The sequence below is a fragment of the Rahnella bruchi genome, assembly GCF_003614975.1.
Lineage (GTDB): Bacteria > Pseudomonadota > Gammaproteobacteria > Enterobacterales > Enterobacteriaceae > Rahnella > Rahnella bruchi.
The window spans coordinates 345,279-361,195 of sequence record NZ_QZWI01000003.1; the positions used below are offsets into that span (position 1 = coordinate 345,279).

General features: G+C 52.0%; 16 protein-coding genes. 5 read left to right on the forward strand and 11 right to left on the reverse strand.

All coding sequences use genetic code 11. The features are described 5' to 3' along the window. Positions 1–235 precede the first annotated feature (235 nt). The 9 genes from cysM to D5398_RS08865 all read right to left on the reverse strand — a co-directional run bounded on the left by cysM (position 236) and on the right by D5398_RS08865 (position 8,744). Positions 236–1,120 (reverse strand): cysteine synthase CysM, encoded by an 885-nt coding sequence (gene cysM / locus D5398_RS08825; RefSeq protein WP_120507260.1) that lies wholly within the window; start codon positions 1,118–1,120, stop codon positions 236–238. A 237-nt stretch (positions 1,121–1,357) separates the two neighbouring features. Further along, positions 1,358–2,197 carry a prepilin peptidase gene (locus D5398_RS08830; RefSeq protein ID WP_162940738.1) on the reverse strand — a complete coding sequence of 280 codons (840 nt, stop codon included), beginning with the start codon at positions 2,195–2,197 and terminating at the stop codon, positions 1,358–1,360. Between the two features lie 301 nt (positions 2,198–2,498). Then, positions 2,499–3,593 carry a sulfate/thiosulfate ABC transporter ATP-binding protein CysA gene (gene cysA, locus D5398_RS08835; RefSeq protein WP_120507262.1) on the reverse strand — a complete coding sequence of 365 codons (1,095 nt, stop codon included), beginning with the start codon at positions 3,591–3,593 and terminating at the stop codon, positions 2,499–2,501. Then, on the reverse strand, positions 3,583–4,458 hold the full coding sequence (gene cysW / locus D5398_RS08840) for a sulfate/thiosulfate ABC transporter permease CysW (protein WP_120507263.1): 876 nt from the start codon (positions 4,456–4,458) through the stop codon (positions 3,583–3,585). Before cysW ends, cysA begins: the two co-directional genes overlap by 11 nt. Then, entirely contained in the window at positions 4,458–5,288 is an 831-nt protein-coding gene (gene cysT / locus D5398_RS08845; RefSeq protein WP_120131678.1) for a sulfate/thiosulfate ABC transporter permease CysT, read from the reverse strand. Before cysT ends, cysW begins: the two co-directional genes overlap by 1 nt. Further along, positions 5,288–6,310 carry a thiosulfate ABC transporter substrate-binding protein CysP gene (gene cysP, locus D5398_RS08850; RefSeq protein ID WP_120507264.1) on the reverse strand — a complete coding sequence of 341 codons (1,023 nt, stop codon included), beginning with the start codon at positions 6,308–6,310 and terminating at the stop codon, positions 5,288–5,290. Before cysP ends, cysT begins: the two co-directional genes overlap by 1 nt. A 211-nt stretch (positions 6,311–6,521) precedes the next feature. Next, a complete protein-coding gene (locus D5398_RS08855; protein WP_120507265.1) occupies positions 6,522–7,421 on the reverse strand; it encodes a Dyp-type peroxidase in 900 nt (299 codons plus the stop codon). A 105-nt stretch (positions 7,422–7,526) separates the two neighbouring features. Next, entirely contained in the window at positions 7,527–8,156 is a 630-nt protein-coding gene (locus tag D5398_RS08860) for an RpoE-regulated lipoprotein (RefSeq protein ID WP_120507266.1), read from the reverse strand. Between the two features lie 144 nt (positions 8,157–8,300). Beyond that, positions 8,301–8,744 (reverse strand): DUF2919 domain-containing protein, encoded by a 444-nt coding sequence (locus D5398_RS08865; RefSeq protein ID WP_120507267.1) that lies wholly within the window; start codon positions 8,742–8,744, stop codon positions 8,301–8,303. A gap of 203 nt (positions 8,745–8,947) precedes the next feature. Here D5398_RS08865 and D5398_RS08870 point away from each other — a divergent pair, with 203 nt between their 5' ends. Further along, positions 8,948–9,346 carry a YgiW/YdeI family stress tolerance OB fold protein gene (locus tag D5398_RS08870; RefSeq protein WP_208645930.1) on the forward strand — a complete coding sequence of 133 codons (399 nt, stop codon included), beginning with the start codon at positions 8,948–8,950 and terminating at the stop codon, positions 9,344–9,346. Positions 9,347–9,417: 71 nt separating this feature from the next. On the opposite strand, the gene D5398_RS08875 is transcribed toward D5398_RS08870, so the two are convergent. Beyond that, a complete protein-coding gene (locus tag D5398_RS08875; RefSeq protein WP_120131684.1) occupies positions 9,418–9,843 on the reverse strand; it encodes a GNAT family acetyltransferase in 426 nt (141 codons plus the stop codon). 276 nt (positions 9,844–10,119) lie between these two features. On the opposite strand from D5398_RS08875, the gene amiA reads away from it, so the two are divergent. The 4 genes from amiA to uriH all read left to right on the forward strand — a co-directional run bounded on the left by amiA (position 10,120) and on the right by uriH (position 13,540). Beyond that, on the forward strand, positions 10,120–11,004 hold the full coding sequence (gene amiA, locus D5398_RS08880) for an N-acetylmuramoyl-L-alanine amidase AmiA (RefSeq protein ID WP_120507269.1): 885 nt from the start codon (positions 10,120–10,122) through the stop codon (positions 11,002–11,004). A 134-nt stretch (positions 11,005–11,138) separates the two neighbouring features. After that, complete coding sequence (gene hemF / locus D5398_RS08885; protein WP_120507270.1) at positions 11,139–12,089, forward strand: oxygen-dependent coproporphyrinogen oxidase; 951 nt, start codon at positions 11,139–11,141, stop codon at positions 12,087–12,089. Beyond that, the gene (locus D5398_RS08890) at positions 12,089–12,538 is read left to right on the forward strand and encodes a YaiI/YqxD family protein (protein WP_120507271.1); all 450 of its coding nucleotides are present in this window, start codon (positions 12,089–12,091) and stop codon (positions 12,536–12,538) included. The genes hemF and D5398_RS08890 overlap by 1 nt, the downstream gene beginning before the upstream one ends. 54 nt (positions 12,539–12,592) lie before the next feature. Continuing rightward, positions 12,593–13,540 (forward strand): uridine-preferring nucleoside hydrolase UriH, encoded by a 948-nt coding sequence (gene uriH / locus D5398_RS08895; protein WP_120507272.1) that lies wholly within the window; start codon positions 12,593–12,595, stop codon positions 13,538–13,540. Positions 13,541–13,599: 59 nt separating this feature from the next. On the opposite strand, the gene maeB is transcribed toward uriH, so the two are convergent. Beyond that, a complete protein-coding gene (gene maeB, locus D5398_RS08900) occupies positions 13,600–15,879 on the reverse strand; it encodes an NADP-dependent oxaloacetate-decarboxylating malate dehydrogenase (protein ID WP_120507449.1) in 2,280 nt (759 codons plus the stop codon). Positions 15,880–15,917 lie beyond the last annotated feature (38 nt).

Here is a 15,917-nt window from a genome sequence, read left to right on the forward strand (position 1 = left end):
TTTTGGTCATTTTTACCACTAACCCTGCATTACGCAGCCGCTTTTACTCTTTTTTTACACAGTCTCTGACAGAATTTCATATCGCTGAAAGCGCAGTGTAAGGAACAAAGTTGTCGTGTAAAATACTATTCCTATTATAGAAGATTAAAATCAATCTGTTAGCGTCGCTCAAAAAGCAAAAAGCAGGCGCTAAGGCCTGCCTTTGTAATGTGACCGCGTTTATCGCTATGAGTTCTTAATCAGAAAACACGCCGGTCGAAAGATAGCGGTCACCGCGATCGCAGACAATCGCTACAATCACACTGCCGGGATGGCTTCTTGCGACACGCAATGCGCCCGCTACAGCACCGCCGGAACTCACTCCACAAAAGAGTCCTTCTTCCCGTGCCAGAGCGCGCATGGTGTCTTCCGCTTCGTTCTGTCCCATGTCCATCACTTCATCGACCAGCTCCGGTCTGAAAATGCCCGGCAAATACTCTTTCGGCCAGCGGCGTATGCCCGGAATACTGCTGCCTTCAGAAGGCTGCAATCCGACAATCTTCACCCCCGCGTGCTGACTGCGCAGAAAGCGGCTGACGCCGGTGATGGTACCGGTAGTCCCCATGCTCGACACAAAATGCGTAATACGACCGTGCGTTTGCTGCCAGATTTCCGGCCCGGTAGTGGTAAAGTGCGCCAGCGGATTATCCGGATTATTGAACTGATCCAGCACCTTCCCCAGCCCTTGCTGTTCCATTTCCAGAGCCAGATCCCGCGCACCTTCCATTCCCTGCGCACGGCTGACCAGCAATAATTCAGCACCGTAAGCGCGCATGGATGCCTGACGCTCAAGGCTCATGTTTTCCGGCATCAGTAATTTCAGCTTATAGCCTTTCAGTGCCGCTATCATCGCCAGCGCGATACCGGTATTGCCGCTGGTGGCTTCAATCAGCGTATCACCGGGATGAATTTCACCGCGCTTTTCCGCCTGCTCAATCATGAACAGTGCCGCACGGTCTTTCACTGAGCCCGCGGGATTATTGCCTTCCAGCTTGACCCAGATTTCGCTGTCGAGCCCCGCGGTCAGGCGCTGTAATCTCACCAGAGGCGTATTACCGATGTAGTGTTCGAGCGTACTCAAAGTGCTTGCCTTATATTTCGAATATGAAAAAAAGCGGTCAGTGACCGCTCTTTAAATCTGCAATAGAAGAAAATTAACAGCAGGGGGAATGATTGGCAATCAGTTGTCGCGGGGAAGTCAGTGCGAAAGCCATTTATCTGTCCGGATACAAAGCGGTGAACACCCTGAGCTGACTTTTTCGGTCAACAGCGACGCATCGTTTATGGCTAAGTTTCGCAGCGTGGCCTCACCTGAAACTCAAAAGACCACAATATTCGCATGGAAAAAAATTAAGGCAGCCAGAGCGATAGCAGGGCCAAAAGGAATGGCCTTATTTTCTGTAATAAATGGATTTTCAGAAACACGAAGTATCGCTGAGTAATACACCCGAACGACCAGATAGAAAACACATCCGATAACAGAAGAAATTAAAATTAATTGTGGCAATAAATCCAACCCCAGCCAGGCAGAAACTGCACTATAAAGTTTAACGTCGCCATTGCCCAGGCCATCCTGACCGCGGATCTTTTTATATAATTCCAGCACACTCAACATTACTACCCAGGAAACAATAACGCCCAAAATAGAGTTCAGAGGTGATACCGGAATAATGTCCATCACCGATGCCAGCAAACCGCCCCATAGCAATATATACACCAGGGAGTCTGGCAATATCATGTGTTTAATATCAATCATAGCCAGAGCATATAACACGCTGAAAAAGCCCATGCTAAAAATGAATTCAGTGACCGTAATGTGCGGCAGCATATACCAGGCCATCAGGGAAAACCAGAGACCAACGGTCACCTCACAAATCAGATAACCTGAAGGAACACCCGTGCGGCAATGGCGGCACTTGCCTTTTAAAACCAGCCAGCTAAAGACAGGAATGTTATCGCGTTTCAGCAACAACTTTTCGCAAACAGGACAATGCGACGGTGGCCAGCAGAGATTAAATGAGCGCGTGTGATTTCCTTCAAATTGCGAGAACAGCATTTTTGGCAATCGGTAAATAACAACATTCAGAAAACTCCCCACCATTAGCCCTGCAATTAAGGAAAATATTAAGAAAAAATAATTTACGAACAACCCGTCCATACGACTCCCTAATATAAAATATAATAATCCATAACCTTCCATGATATGCCGTGTAAAACAACAATTGCCATTACATTTAAACCAACAAAAAACACTATGCGAATAGTATATACAGCAAGAACTGTTCACAATCATTTTAAATATAGATTTTATTTATCAGGAAGAGATATGAATATAAAAATCAGATAATTAAAAAGCAGCCGGAGGAAAAAACAAATAAGGTGGTGTGATGAGAAGTAAAGAGAGTATGGGCATACATTCAAAGCAGCTTACTGCTGCTTTGAATGTAAGGATCCTTTATTCAGGCCGTTTTTGCCAGCTCAACAGGCTGTAACTGCTGATCACCGGCATACAAGCGGCCATTCAGCCCGCCGACGTAAAAGCGATCGCCGCGCTGAGGGGCGGTATTTCCGTGGGTGTCAGAAAGTACCACTGCCAGCGGTTCATCGTGCCAGCCGTCAGCTTGTACAATGAGCTGCCAGAAATGGCCACGCGGGCTGACTTCCAGTACTTTTACCGGCAACGGGCAGCGTGGTGTGGTGTGCGCCGTAATTTCCATTTCCCACGGACGCAGGAATAAATCTACCTTACCCTGATGCAGCGGTGGGTTCTCCAGCGGCCAGTGATGTGCACCGACATACAACTGAGAGCCGCGAATTTCTCCGCCGATTTTATTCACTTCACCCATGAATTCGAGCACGAAACGGGTTGCCGGTTCACGCCAGATTTCTTCCGGCGCACCAACCTGTTCAATATTGCCCTGACTCATGACGACCACGCGGTCTGCGACTTCCATCGCCTCCTCCTGATCGTGTGTTACAAACACGCTGGTGAATTTTAGCTCTTCATGCAACTGACGCAGCCAGCGACGCAGCTCTTTTCGCACCTGCGCATCCAGCGCACCGAAAGGCTCATCGAGCAACAGAATTTGAGGTTCAACCGCCAGCGCACGGGCCAGCGCCACACGTTGTTTCTGACCGCCAGAAAGCTGTGCCGGATAACGATTTGCCAGATGGGCTAATTGCACCATCTCCAGCAATTTAATGACTTTCTGTTTAATCGCTTCGGCGTTCGGACGTTCGCGGCGTGGCAGAACCGTCAGACCAAAGGCGATGTTGTCAAATACCGTCATATGGCGGAACAACGCGTAATGCTGGAACACGAAACCGACCTGACGATCGCGGGCATGCAGGCGTGTCACGTCTTTACCGTGAAAACTCAGATGTCCGGCGCTCTGGTTTTCCAGCCCGGCAATAATGCGCAGCAGCGTGGTTTTACCCGAACCGGAAGGCCCGAGCAGTGCAACCATCTCTCCGGAAGCAATATCGAGCGAGATATCATTGAGCACTTTCGTGCGGCCAAAATATTTGTTGATACCGTTAATTTCAATGCTCATGACTTTCCTCCCGTTCAAGACGGTCGTTATGGCGTTTCAGACGCCATTGCAGGCCGCTTTTCAGAAACAGTGTGACAATTGCCATCAGGGTCAACAGTGCGGCGGCAGTAAACGCGCCAGCTGTGTTGTAGTCCTGATGCAGTAACTCAACTTGTAATGGCAGCGTGTAAGTTTCGCCGCGGATAGACCCGGAAACCACAGATACTGCGCCGAATTCGCCAATCGCACGGGCATTGGTCAGTACCACGCCGTACAGTAAAGCCCAGCGGATATTCGGTAACGTTACGCGACGGAACATCTGCCAGCCGGACGCACCGAGTAATACCGCAGCTTCATCTTCGTGGCTGCCCTGGCTCAACATCACCGGCACCAGCTCACGGATAACAAACGGACAGGTGACAAATACCGTCACCATCACCATGCCTGGCCAGGCGAACATGAACTGAATATTATGCGCATCCAGCCAGCCGCCAATCGGGCCGTTAGTGCCATAAAACAGCAGATACAAAAGGCCTGCCACAACCGGCGAAACCGCGAACGGGATATCGATAAGCGTCAGTAACAGCTGACGTCCCGGGAAATTGAAACGCGCCACCAGCCAGGCCAGCAGCGTGCCAAAAATCAGGTTCACCGGCACGGTAATCAGCGCCATCAGCACCGTCAGCCAGATGGAATGCAACATGTCGGAATCAGACAGGTTCTTCCACACCGCCGCAATACCGTCGGAAAAGGCCAGTACAAAAATGCTGATCATCGGAATAACCAGCAACAGCACACAAATCAGTACACCAGTGCCGATAAGCGACCATTTCACCCAGTCAATACGCTGGCGTTTTTCCCCTGCAAAAGCCGGAGTATCAGACATTACTGGCCTCCCAGACGACGGCCATAACGGCTTTGTAAGGTGTTAATCGCAAACAGCAGCAGCAACGAGGCGGCGAGAATAACCGATGCAATTGCGCTGGCTGCCGGGTAATCAAACTCCTGCAAGCGGATAAAAATCATCAGCGAGGTGACTTCAGTTTTCCAGGCAATGTTACCGGCAATGAAAATGACCGCGCCGAATTCGCCCAGGCTGCGGGTGAAGGACAACGCCGTTCCCGCCAGCAGTGAAGGCATCACTTCCGGCAACACCACGCGGCGAAAACTCTGCCAGCGCGAAGCACCCAGTGTTTCTGCCGCCTCCTCGTATTCCGGACCTAATTCTTCCAGCACCGGCTGCACGGTACGCACCACAAAAGGGATACTGGTGAAGGCCATTGCCACTGCAATACCCAGCCAGGTGTAGGCGACTTTAATATCAAAATGCGCCAACCACTGACCGTAAAAACCGGTGGTCGAAAACAGACCGGCCAGCGTCAGACCCGCAACCGCCGTCGGTAAAGCAAACGGCAAATCCATCAACCCGTCGATCAGGCTTTTACCCGGAAATTCATAACGGGTCAGGATCCACGCCATCAGCATGCCGAAGAAGCAGTTGAAAAGACTCGCCACGCCCGCCGCCAGCAGCGTGACTTTATACGCCGCGACAACCTGACCGTTGGTGATCACATCCCAGTATTGCGCCAGCGTCATTTGTGACAACTGCATCACCAGTGCGCTCAGCGGCAACAACAGCACGAGACAGACGAACAGCAGGCTGCTGCCAAGGCTCAGGGTGAATCCGGGTAATACGCGTTTGCTCGACAACAACATTACTTGTGACCTTGCTCTAACAGTTTGTCCAGCTCACCGCCGGTACTGAAATGGGTTTCCATCACTTGTGGCCAGCCACCGTACTGATCTTCAACTTTGAACAATTGGGTATCCGGGAACTGCCCTTTCGCTGCCGCCATTGCCGTTTTGTCATACACACGGTAGTTAAAACTGGTAATGATTTTCTGCGCCTGCGGGCTCCACAAATAATTCAGGTAATCTTTTGCGGCTTTCTCTGTGCCATTTTTCTCGACGTTTTTGTCCACCCAAGCCACCGGGAATTCGGCCAGAATGTCCACCTTCGGAACAATCACTTCGTATTGATCGTCACCGTACTGTTTGCGAATGTTGTTTACTTCCGATTCGAAGCTAATCAGCACATCACCCAGTCCGCGTTCCACAAAAGTGGTCGTCGCGCCACGGCCGCCGGTATCAAATACCTGCACGTTTTTCAGGAAACTTGCCATCTTCTCGCGTGTTTTCGTCTGTTTTTTATTGTCTTCCAGATTGAACGCGCCCCAGGCACCGAGGTAGGTATAACGACCATTGCCGGAGGTTTTTGGATTCGGGAACACCAGGCTTACGCCCGGACGCGCTAAATCGTCCCAGCTGTGAATATTCTTTGGATTGCCCTTGCGCACCAGAAACGCCATGGTGGAATAGAACGGCGAACTGTTGTTAGGCAGACGACTTTGCCAGTTGGCCGGGATCAGATTGCCGCGATCATGCAAAATCTGCACATCGGTCACCTGATTGTAAGTCACCACATCCGCTTTCAGGCCTTGCAAAATCGCCAGCGCCTGCTTGGAAGACCCGGCATGTGACTGTTTGATATCCAGTTTGTCGCCGTTGTTTTGATCGGCCCATTGTTTCTGGAATGGCGGATTCAGTGCAGCAAAAAGTTCACGGGACACATCATAAGAGCTATTAAGCAGTTCAGTCGCCGAAGCCGCTCCGCTGGCCAGCAACAATGCCGCCACGGAACCTTTCAGCACGCTGCCAGTAAATCCGAGTGTTTTCATGCTTAGCCTTAGGTGAGTGAACCGATATGCGACGCTGATAAATGCCGCTCAATATTACACAGTGTATTTATAACTGAGGCTCAGGCTGTAACGGTTTTATATACCATTTGGTGATTTTCAAGCATGAAAAGCTATAAGGCATTAACAACTGAAGGGGGAATTGCAGAAAGGAGAGAGGCAGCGCGTCCGAGAATGAACGCGCTAAAGAAACCTATAGTGCTAAAAGGCGGGTCAGCGAAGGGGCGAAATAATAGCTGCCGGTCACCGGACGGGTGAAGCGCAGCATGGCATCACGTTTGCCATCAAGATCGCCAAACATGCTCAGCAGTTGTTTCTCAATGTTCCACAAACGGGCGCAATAGCTGATAAAATATAAACCGTGCTCACCACTGGCTGTGCCATAAGGCAGGCTCTGGCGCAGAATTTTCAGGCCTTTGCCGTCTTCTTTCAGATCTACGCGGCTGACGTGAGACGTGTCCGGACGGGTTTCTGAATCCAGTTCTTCATCGGTGTCTTTCGTACGGCCAATGACTTCTTCCTGCTGTTGCACGGAGAAGCGTTCCCATTGCACCAGATTATGTTTCCAGCGCTGAACCATCACGTAACTGCCACCGGCATCGACGCTACCTTCAGGAATAATTGCTACCTGAGCACGCGCTTCGGCTTTCGGGTTTTCAGTACCGTCAACGAAACCGCTCAGGTCACGTTCTTCGATCGCACGGAAACCGTGAGTTTCTTCTTCAACCACAATCGAACTGCCGAACGCTTTCAGAGCCGCCTGTGCCAGCGCAAAATTCACGTCATGACGCAGGGACTGAATATGCAGCAGCATATCGCGCTGCGTTGCAGGTGCCAGACCTTTGCCCAATGGCTCGAAAGATTTCAGTTCATCCGCGCCCTGATTGCCGGATAAATCACGCCACACATCATTGCCAAAGGCCACGACCGCACCAAGATGTTCGGTAGGAAATTTTTTCTGCATGTCTTCCAGTACGGCCAAAAATGCACGGCAGCCCTGCCGGAGCGCATCCAGGTCACCCTGAGCTTTCGCTTCAATGTAAATCGCGAAACGGCAATGTTCGGGCAAAATGCCGCTCTGAACCTGAGTCATCTTCTCATCCTCGTTAATTTGACCGGCGACATCATACCGGATGTCAATAAAAATGCCTTGCGCGAAGGCAAGGCATTGAGGATTTTGTCAGCAGGAAAGCGGCTTTTATTGAGCGGCTGAAGTCTGAACCGGATTAGCCCGCCAGATAATTTTGCTCACCTTCCAGTCTTTCAGGGCATCATCGGAAGGCATCAGCGATTCCGGTCCATGCCAGATCCCGCTGAAGACATACGTCACATGAGCACTTTGCGGCGCTTTACACTCAACGTTCTGCGCGTCATCACCCTCGCCTTTCACGCATACATCAAAAGCTTTGCTGTAAAGGCTGCTGAATGGCGTGCCGATTTTGACGCCCCATTGGCTTTCAACTTTAGGATCCACCACATCAACGCGCTGGACGTTGCCTTTCGGCTCACCGCTGATGGACATTTTCACGTCTTTGCCATCCATCGCCTGGAAGAAGCTCAGCATTTTTCCGTCGCTCATCGACATACCGCTGCGCAGCGTATAATCGCCGTCCAGTGCATCTTTGATGGCGTCTTCAGTCAGCGGCGTACTGGCCGTGATGCCGCCGACGCCTTTATCGCTGACCGTGACACTGCTGCCAAACCAGTTAAGCGGATTCATGCTCGACCAGGACACGCTCGGCCACGACATGTGTGACATCGACGAACAGCCAGTCAGGATCAGTGGCAGCACCAGCAACAGAGGGCGAACCCGCAAGCGAACAGTCATTCCGTACTCCTTTTCTGCCCGTTCCCGTTGGCCGGCGCGGCCTGGCGGACAAACCGACAGTGAATTAATCATCAAAACATTATTGTTAAGCGCCAGTTCGAGTGCTTTTCCGGCAAAAAAGTTCAGCCCCTGGGGGAATAAGCTTCAGGCCAGACGGTGTGAGGCATCAAAACAGGCGCGCAAACGGCGGCTGAGCAACCAGTAGGCCAGCGCGGCAGCGTCCAGTAAGGCCAGCACGATATCCACGCCAGAAATCATGTCAGTACTTTGCCACAATCCCAATCCCTGCAAAGCAAAAGTGACAAACATCCCGGCAAGCAGCAACCAGTACCCGGCCTGCCAGATGCGCGGCCAGACATGACGACGACCACTGAGCAGAAACACCAGCGCTGGCGGCAGCCCCAGCAACATCCCGGACCAGAAACTTTGCTGATCGGGATAAAACAACGTCAGCAAATCACTCCCCTGCTGGCGGGAGGCACCCGCCATCACAAACAACAGCCAGGTTCGTGCCTGCAAAATTAAAATCGTCCAGAACCACAGCGGCAATCGCAACATACCGTGGTCGTTATAGTCATCCGGGTTCATAAAAAGAACAACGTTCCTGCAAATAAGGTGAAATTTAACAATCCTTAAGGACATGCCCAAAATAATTTGAAGTATGCCGGGTATGCGCTTAAGAAACTGTTAAGAACAGTCTGCTTTAATGGTCTCCAGCACGGCAAGACATCTTAAACGATGTCATAGTTGCCGGTACTCTGGAAACGTAATATTAAGGAAGACCTATTATGATGAAGAAGATCACTCTGGCAACCCTCATCGCACTTTGTTCAGCGACAGCCTTTGCCCAACAGACTGGCGGCTTTAATGGCCCTTCAGCTCAGGAGACGCAAGCCCAGCCGGCAGAACAAGGCGGCTTCACCGGTACCACCGCCCTGAGTACTGTGAAAGATGCGCAGACGATGAAAGACGATCAATGGATCATGCTGGAAGGCTACCTGGATCAGCGTATCGACCATGATAAATACATTTTCCGCGATAATACCGGCACCCTGAATGTGGAAATTGACGGTAAACGCTGGCAGGGGCAGAACGTCTCGCCAAAAGATAAAATCCGCATTGAAGGTAAAGTCGATAAAGACTGGAACTCTGTGGAAGTGGACGTGAAGAGCGTCAAAATCATCAAGTGATCGATGATAAAAAAGCCCCGACAGAAGTGATTCCGCCGGGGCTTTTTATTCACTGAAAAACAACGGGTATATCAGTATTCCTGATCTTCGATCAGACGTTTGCCGAGCAGCAAAGTATCCGATATTTCATAGCCCAGCTTTTCGTACATGCTGACAACCGCGTCATTTTCTGCACGCACCATTAAATTCATTTTCGGACAACCGCGGGCAATCAGTTTTTTCTCCAGCCGGTTGACCAGCGCGTTTGCGATGCCACGTCCGCGATAATCCGGATGTACTCCGAGATAATTCGCTGAGCCGCGATGACCGTCGTAGCCACCCATCAGGGTGCCCACAACTTCGCCACCCACTTCTGCCACCAGAAAAAACTCAGGGCTGTGATTAGTTTTACGTTCAATATCCAGCTCAGGATCGTTCCACGGACGCAGCAGATCGCAACGCTCCCATAAGGTCAGTACTTCTTCGAAATCTTCTTGACGGTATACGCGAATTTCCATCACTGTTCGCCGCTGTTAATAGGGGTTTAATTAATTATCGCGTGATCTGTTTGATACGCAACATCAAAATCACAGATTGTCTGCTTTATAAACGAATTCAAACCGCAAATACAACGCCTGAAGAAGATATTCCCGCCTTCTCAACGGAGATTTATTCGGCTCTGACTTCATCCGCGACACAATATTCATAAAAAGTAATAGTTCTCAGATCGAAACTATAAAAAAGATACTCTATAACATAGAGCATTCTGCCTTTTTTCTGACGGTAACGGACTGATGTTAAACCCCCTGAACAAATTTCTGCATTTCCAGCCGCTTCCTGCTGCCGCAACACGTCGCCAGTTACTGCTTTCCGGACTCGGTTTAGCGATCGCCGCTTTTGGTTCGCGCTCTGCCAGTGCGGCACAGCAGGAACACATCACGAAATCAGCCCCGGCCCCAAAGCCACCGGGCGCGAAGAAACTGGTGATGATCGACCCCGGCCACGGTGGCATTGATTCCGGCGCCGTTGGTCACGAAGGTTCGGAAGAAAAACACGTGGTGCTGGAAATCGCCAACTATGTGCGTGAGATTTTAGGCGAGCAAAGCCATATTGAAGTCAAACTAACCCGCGACTCCGACCATTTTATTCCGCTCTATCAGCGTGTTGAACTGGCACACCAGCATCAGGCTGACCTGTTCGTTTCCATTCACGCCGATGGTTACACCAGCCCGACGGCTTCCGGTGCTTCAGTTTTTGCACTATCCAACCGTGGAGCCAGCAGCGCCATGGCGCGTTATATGTCGAAAAAAGAAAACGACGCCGATCTGGTCGCTGGGGCGAAATACGCCAAAGAAGACAACAATTATCTGCAACAGGTACTGTTTGATCTGGTGCAGACCGACACCATAAAAAACAGCCTGACGCTGGGACATCACGTGCTCGACAGGATCCGCCCTATCCATCATCTGCACAGCCAGCAAACTGAGCAGGCAGCATTTGCCGTTCTGAAATCACCGTCAATCCCGTCGATTCTGGTGGAAACCTCCTTTATCACTAATCATCAGGAAGAACAGCTGCTCAGCACCACGGCGTTCCGTCGTGAAATTGCGCAGGCAATCTCGCAGGGGATTGTGAACTTTTTCAGTTATTTCGACGCCAACGAGCGTAAGCCCCGGTAACCTCCTCCCGACACCAAAAGCAGCCGCCTTTGGTGACCCGCAGGCTTTTGGGTATATAATACCGTCCACATTTCTATCATTCAGCGCCCGCAAGGCGCTGAATGTCTTTTCAGTCAACGTCTGCGAGTTAGCCTGTGAGCCAATCCATTCCCGACATCCAGCAAGTCAAAACCTTCCTGCTCAAGCTTCAGGACCACATTTGCCAGCAACTGGCCGCTGCCGATGGCAAAGGTCATTTTGCTGAAGATCAGTGGGTTCGCGAAGAAGGCGGTGGTGGCCAAAGCCGGGTGATGACCCATGGCGCAGTATTCGAACAGGCGGGCGTGAACTTCTCACATGTTTCCGGCGCCACCCTTCCGGCCTCCGCAACGGCACATCGTCCCGAACTCGCCGGACGCAGTTTTCAGGCGATGGGCGTCTCACTGGTTATCCATCCGCTGAGCCCCTATGTGCCGACCAGCCACGCCAATGTGCGTTTCTTCATTGCTGAAAAACCCGGCGAAGCGCCGGTATGGTGGTTTGGCGGAGGTTTCGACCTCACGCCATATTATGGTTTTGAAGAAGATGCACGACACTGGCACCTCACGGCGCAGCAGCTTTGCCAGCCGTTTGGCGACGAAATGTACCCGAAATACAAAAAATGGTGCGACGATTACTTCTTCATCAAACACCGCAATGAGGCACGCGGGATTGGCGGGTTGTTCTTTGATGACCTGAACTCACCAGACTTCGATACCTGTTTCAGCTTTATGCAGGCCGTCGGCAACGGTTTCACCGACGCTTATCTGCCTGTTGTGGAAAAACGCAAAGGCCTGCCGTGGGGCGAGCGCGAGCGCCAGTTCCAGCTTTACCGCCGTGGCCGTTATGTGGAGTTCAATCTGGTGTGGGATCGCGGAACGCTGTTTGGTCTGCAAACCGGCGGGCGCACAGAATCGATTTTGATGTCGATGCCGCCTCTGGTGCGCTGGGAATATGGCTATCAGCCTGAAGATGGCAGCCCGGAAGCCGCGCTGTACAGCGATTTCCTGCCCGTTCGCGACTGGCTGGCTGAAAAAGGCTTATCTGAAAACGGAGAAGCAAACTGATGCAAATCTGGGTTGATGCCGACGCCTGTCCGAATGTGATCAAGGAAGTGCTGTTCCGCGCCGCTGAACGCACCGGCATGATGGTGACGCTGGTGGCTAACCAAATCATCCGCACACCGCCGTCGAAATTCCTGCGTACTTTACGCGTTGAGGCGGGCTTTGACGTCGCGGATAACGAAATCGTAAAACGCACCGAACCGGGCGATCTGGTGATCACCGCTGATATTCCTCTCGCGGCGGAAGTGATTGAAAAAGGCGGTGTAGCGCTTAACCCTCGCGGCGAGCGTTACACCACTGAAACCATCAAAGAGCGCCTGAATATGCGTGATTTTATGGACACCATGCGCGCCAGCGGCGTGCAGACCGGTGGGCCGCCTGCGCTTAATCAGCGTGACCGCCAGCAATTTGCCAATGAACTGGATAAATGGTTACAGCAGACTAAACGCTAAATCCAGTCAGGCGGCCAAAACCGAAGTACCACTACATAATTAAAGGAATAAGAAATGGTCAAAAAGATCATCCTTGATTGCGATCCGGGGCACGACGATGCTATCGCGATGTTACTGGCTCACGGTAACCCCGAAATCGAGCTGCTGGCCGTCACTACGGTGGTCGGCAATCAGACGCTGGAGAAAGTCACCCGCAACGCGCTGGCGGTCGCACGCGTGATTAATCTCACCGGTGTGCCGTTTGCCGCAGGAGCAACGCGTCCACTGGTACGTCAGATAGAAGTCGCTGACGAAATCCATGGTGAATCCGGCCTCGACGGTCCGGTGCTGCCGGAAGCTGCCATCTCACTGGAGCCGGTTCACGCCATCGATCTGATCATTGATTTGATCATGTCGCACCCGCCAAAAACCATCACCCTGGTGCCCACCGGCGGGCTGACCAATATTGCGATGGCGGTACGTAAAGAGCCACGCATTGCCGATCGCGTGAAAGAAGTGGTGCTGATGGGCGGCGGTTATCATGTGGGTAACTGGAGCGCGGTCGCAGAATTCAATATCAAGATAGATCCGGAAGCGGCCCATATCGTCTTCAACGAAAAATGGCCTCTGACGATGGTCGGGCTCGATCTTACCCATCAGGCACTTGCCACGCCGGAAGTTGCCGCGCGCATCGCTGCAGTCGGCACGCAGCCCGCCAAATTTGTCGGCGAGTTACTCGATTTCTTCGGCCTGAGCTATAAAGATCGCCAGGGCTTTGATGCTCCGCCAGTTCACGATCCGTGCGCCGTGGCCTATGTTATTGATCCGAAAGTAATGACGGTTCAAAGAGTGCCGGTGGATATTGAGCTGACCGGTACGCTGACACTGGGTATGACGGTCGCCGATTTCCGTGCCCCGCCGCCAGCGGATTGCCATACTCAAGTCGCGGTAAAACTCGATCATCAGCGTTTCTGGGATCTGATTGTTGATGCGCTGGAGCGCATCGGCGAAGTGAAATACTGAGACGGATATTTAAAAAGGGCGCCCGTTGCGGCGCCCTTTCCAGATTTAAAGAAGCAGATTTAAAGAGGCTCGGTTTGCGCCTCCACTACGGCTAAAGCCACCATATTCACAATCCTGCGCACTGAGGCTATCGGCGTCAGAATATGTACCGGTTTCGATACCCCCATCAGCACCGGCCCGACGGTTACGCCTTCGGAGCACGATACGCGCAGCAGGTTGTAACTGATACGCGCCGATTCCATATTTGGCATAATCAGGATATTGGCTGAACCTTTTAACGGACTGTCGGGCATGATGTCCTGACGAATGCTTTCCACCAGCGCTGCATCACCATGCATCTCACCGTCAATTTCCAGCTGCGGATCAAGCTCATTGACCAGCTCCAGCGTTCGCCGCATTTTAAGCGCAGCCGGACTGTCTGAAGTGCCAAAACTCGAATGTGACAGCAACGCCACTTTCGGTTCAATACCGAAACGACGTACCGTTTCAGCCGCCATCAGCGTGATTTCTGCCAGCTGCTCCGGCGTCGGGTCGTCATTGACATAAGTGTCTGCAATAAACGTGTTCCCACTTGGCAACAGCAACGCATTCATGGCACCGGCAACGTGCGCTCCTTCGCGAAACCCAAACACCTTCTCCACAATATCGTAATGCTCATGATAAGTGCCGACCGTACCGCAAATCATCGCATCCGCTTCACCGCGCAGCAGCATGATGGCGGAAATCAGCGTCGGATTGCCGATCACTGCCCGCCGGGCCTGCTCCTGCGATACACCGCGCCGCTTCATCAGCTCATAATATTCTCGCCAGTATTCATTAAAACGCGGATCAGATTCGTTATTCACCACTTCGAAATCCCGGCCAGCTTCCAGCTGCAATCCGAGTTTTTTGATACGCATGGCGATAACGCTCGGGCGTCCGACCAGAATAGGTTTGGCCAGTCCCAGGGAAATCAGCTCCTGCGTAGCCTGTAATACCCGCTCCTCTTCACCTTCGGCCATCACTACCCGACGGGGGTCGGTCTTCGCCTGCGAGAAGATAGGCTTCATGAACAGATTGGTTTTGTAGACAAATTCGGCAAGCTTCTCGACGTAAGCGTCAAAATCTTTAATTGGCCGTGTCGCCACACCGGAATCCATGGCCGCTTTCGCAACGGCCGGCGCAATTTTCACAATCAGGCGCGGATCAAAAGGTTTAGGAATGATGTAGTCCGGGCCGAAAGACAGCTCTTCTTCCCCGTAGGCAGATGCCACCACGTCACTCTGTTCGGCCATCGCCAGATCGGCAATAGCGTGGACACAGGCCAGCTTCATCTCTTCATTAATGGTGGTTGCGCCCACATCCAGCGCGCCACGGAATATGAACGGGAAACACAGCACGTTATTGACCTGATTCGGATAATCCGAGCGACCGGTACAGATGATGGCATCAGGACGAACCGCTTTTGCCAGCGGCGGCAAAATTTCCGGTTCTGGATTGGCGAGCGCAAGGATCAGCGGATCCTTCGCCATGGTTTTTACCATATCCTGCGTCAGAACACCGGGACCGGAACAGCCGAGGAAAATGTCAGCCTCAGGAATGGCATCACCCAGCGAGCGCTGCCCGTTATCGTCAATAGCGTAGGCCGCTTTGGTTTCGGCCATATTCTCTTCGCGGCCCTTATAAATCACGCCACGGGAATCACAGGCCGTAATGTTGTGGCGTTTAAGTCCGAGCGCGACCAGCAGATTCAGACAGGCAATAGCGGAAGCCCCTGCGCCGGACACTACCAGTCGCACATCCGAAATATTTTTACCGACCACGCGTAAACCGTTCAGCACCGCTGCGGTACAGATAATCGCGGTGCCGTGCTGATCGTCATGAAACACCGGGATCTTCATGCGTTCACGCAGTTTTTTCTCGATGTAAAAACACTCCGGCGCTTTGATATCCTCAAGGTTGATGCCACCAAATGTCGGCTCCAGCGCCGCAATCACGTCGATCAGTTTATCCGGATCGTTTTCATCAACTTCGATATCAAACACATCAATACCGGCGAATTTTTTAAACAGTACGCCCTTCCCTTCCATAACCGGCTTACCGGCCAGTGCGCCGATATTCCCCAGCCCGAGAACTGCCGTTCCGTTGGAAATCACCGCCACCAGATTGCCACGCGCAGTGTATTTGTAAGCAGCCTGTGGATCTTTAGCAATTTCCAGGCAAGGGGCAGCAACGCCGGGAGAATAAGCCAGCGCCAGATCACGCTGTGTGGCAAGGGGTTTGGTGGGCGAGACTTGTATTTTTCCGGGCACCGGAAACTCATGGAAATCGAGCGCGCTTTGCTTGAGTTGTTCGTCCATCGTAGGGTCCTTTTCTTGTTTCTTATTTTTGCAGAGAT

What these genes read in the sequence shown, in the direction of transcription:
- cysP (WP_120507264.1), bottom strand. Translation starts at nt 6,310, where the DNA reads ATGAAAACACTCGGATTTACTGGCAGCGTGCTGAAAGGTTCCGTGGCG.
- maeB (WP_120507449.1), bottom strand. Translation starts at nt 15,879, where the DNA reads ATGGACGAACAACTCAAGCAAAGCGCGCTCGATTTCCATGAGTTTCCG.
- cysA (WP_120507262.1), bottom strand. Translation starts at nt 3,593, where the DNA reads ATGAGCATTGAAATTAACGGTATCAACAAATATTTTGGCCGCACGAAA.
- cysT (WP_120131678.1), bottom strand. Translation starts at nt 5,288, where the DNA reads ATGTTGTTGTCGAGCAAACGCGTATTACCCGGATTCACCCTGAGCCTT.
- D5398_RS08875 (WP_120131684.1), bottom strand. Translation starts at nt 9,843, where the DNA reads ATGGAAATTCGCGTATACCGTCAAGAAGATTTCGAAGAAGTACTGACC.
- D5398_RS08870 (WP_208645930.1), top strand. Translation starts at nt 8,948, where the DNA reads ATGAAGAAGATCACTCTGGCAACCCTCATCGCACTTTGTTCAGCGACA.
- D5398_RS08890 (WP_120507271.1), top strand. Translation starts at nt 12,089, where the DNA reads ATGCAAATCTGGGTTGATGCCGACGCCTGTCCGAATGTGATCAAGGAA.
- D5398_RS08860 (WP_120507266.1), bottom strand. Translation starts at nt 8,156, where the DNA reads ATGACTGTTCGCTTGCGGGTTCGCCCTCTGTTGCTGGTGCTGCCACTG.
- cysW (WP_120507263.1), bottom strand. Translation starts at nt 4,458, where the DNA reads ATGTCTGATACTCCGGCTTTTGCAGGGGAAAAACGCCAGCGTATTGAC.
- uriH (WP_120507272.1), top strand. Translation starts at nt 12,593, where the DNA reads ATGGTCAAAAAGATCATCCTTGATTGCGATCCGGGGCACGACGATGCT.
- D5398_RS08830 (WP_162940738.1), bottom strand. Translation starts at nt 2,197, where the DNA reads ATGGACGGGTTGTTCGTAAATTATTTTTTCTTAATATTTTCCTTAATT.
- D5398_RS08855 (WP_120507265.1), bottom strand. Translation starts at nt 7,421, where the DNA reads ATGACTCAGGTTCAGAGCGGCATTTTGCCCGAACATTGCCGTTTCGCG.
- D5398_RS08865 (WP_120507267.1), bottom strand. Translation starts at nt 8,744, where the DNA reads ATGAACCCGGATGACTATAACGACCACGGTATGTTGCGATTGCCGCTG.
- amiA (WP_120507269.1), top strand. Translation starts at nt 10,120, where the DNA reads ATGTTAAACCCCCTGAACAAATTTCTGCATTTCCAGCCGCTTCCTGCT.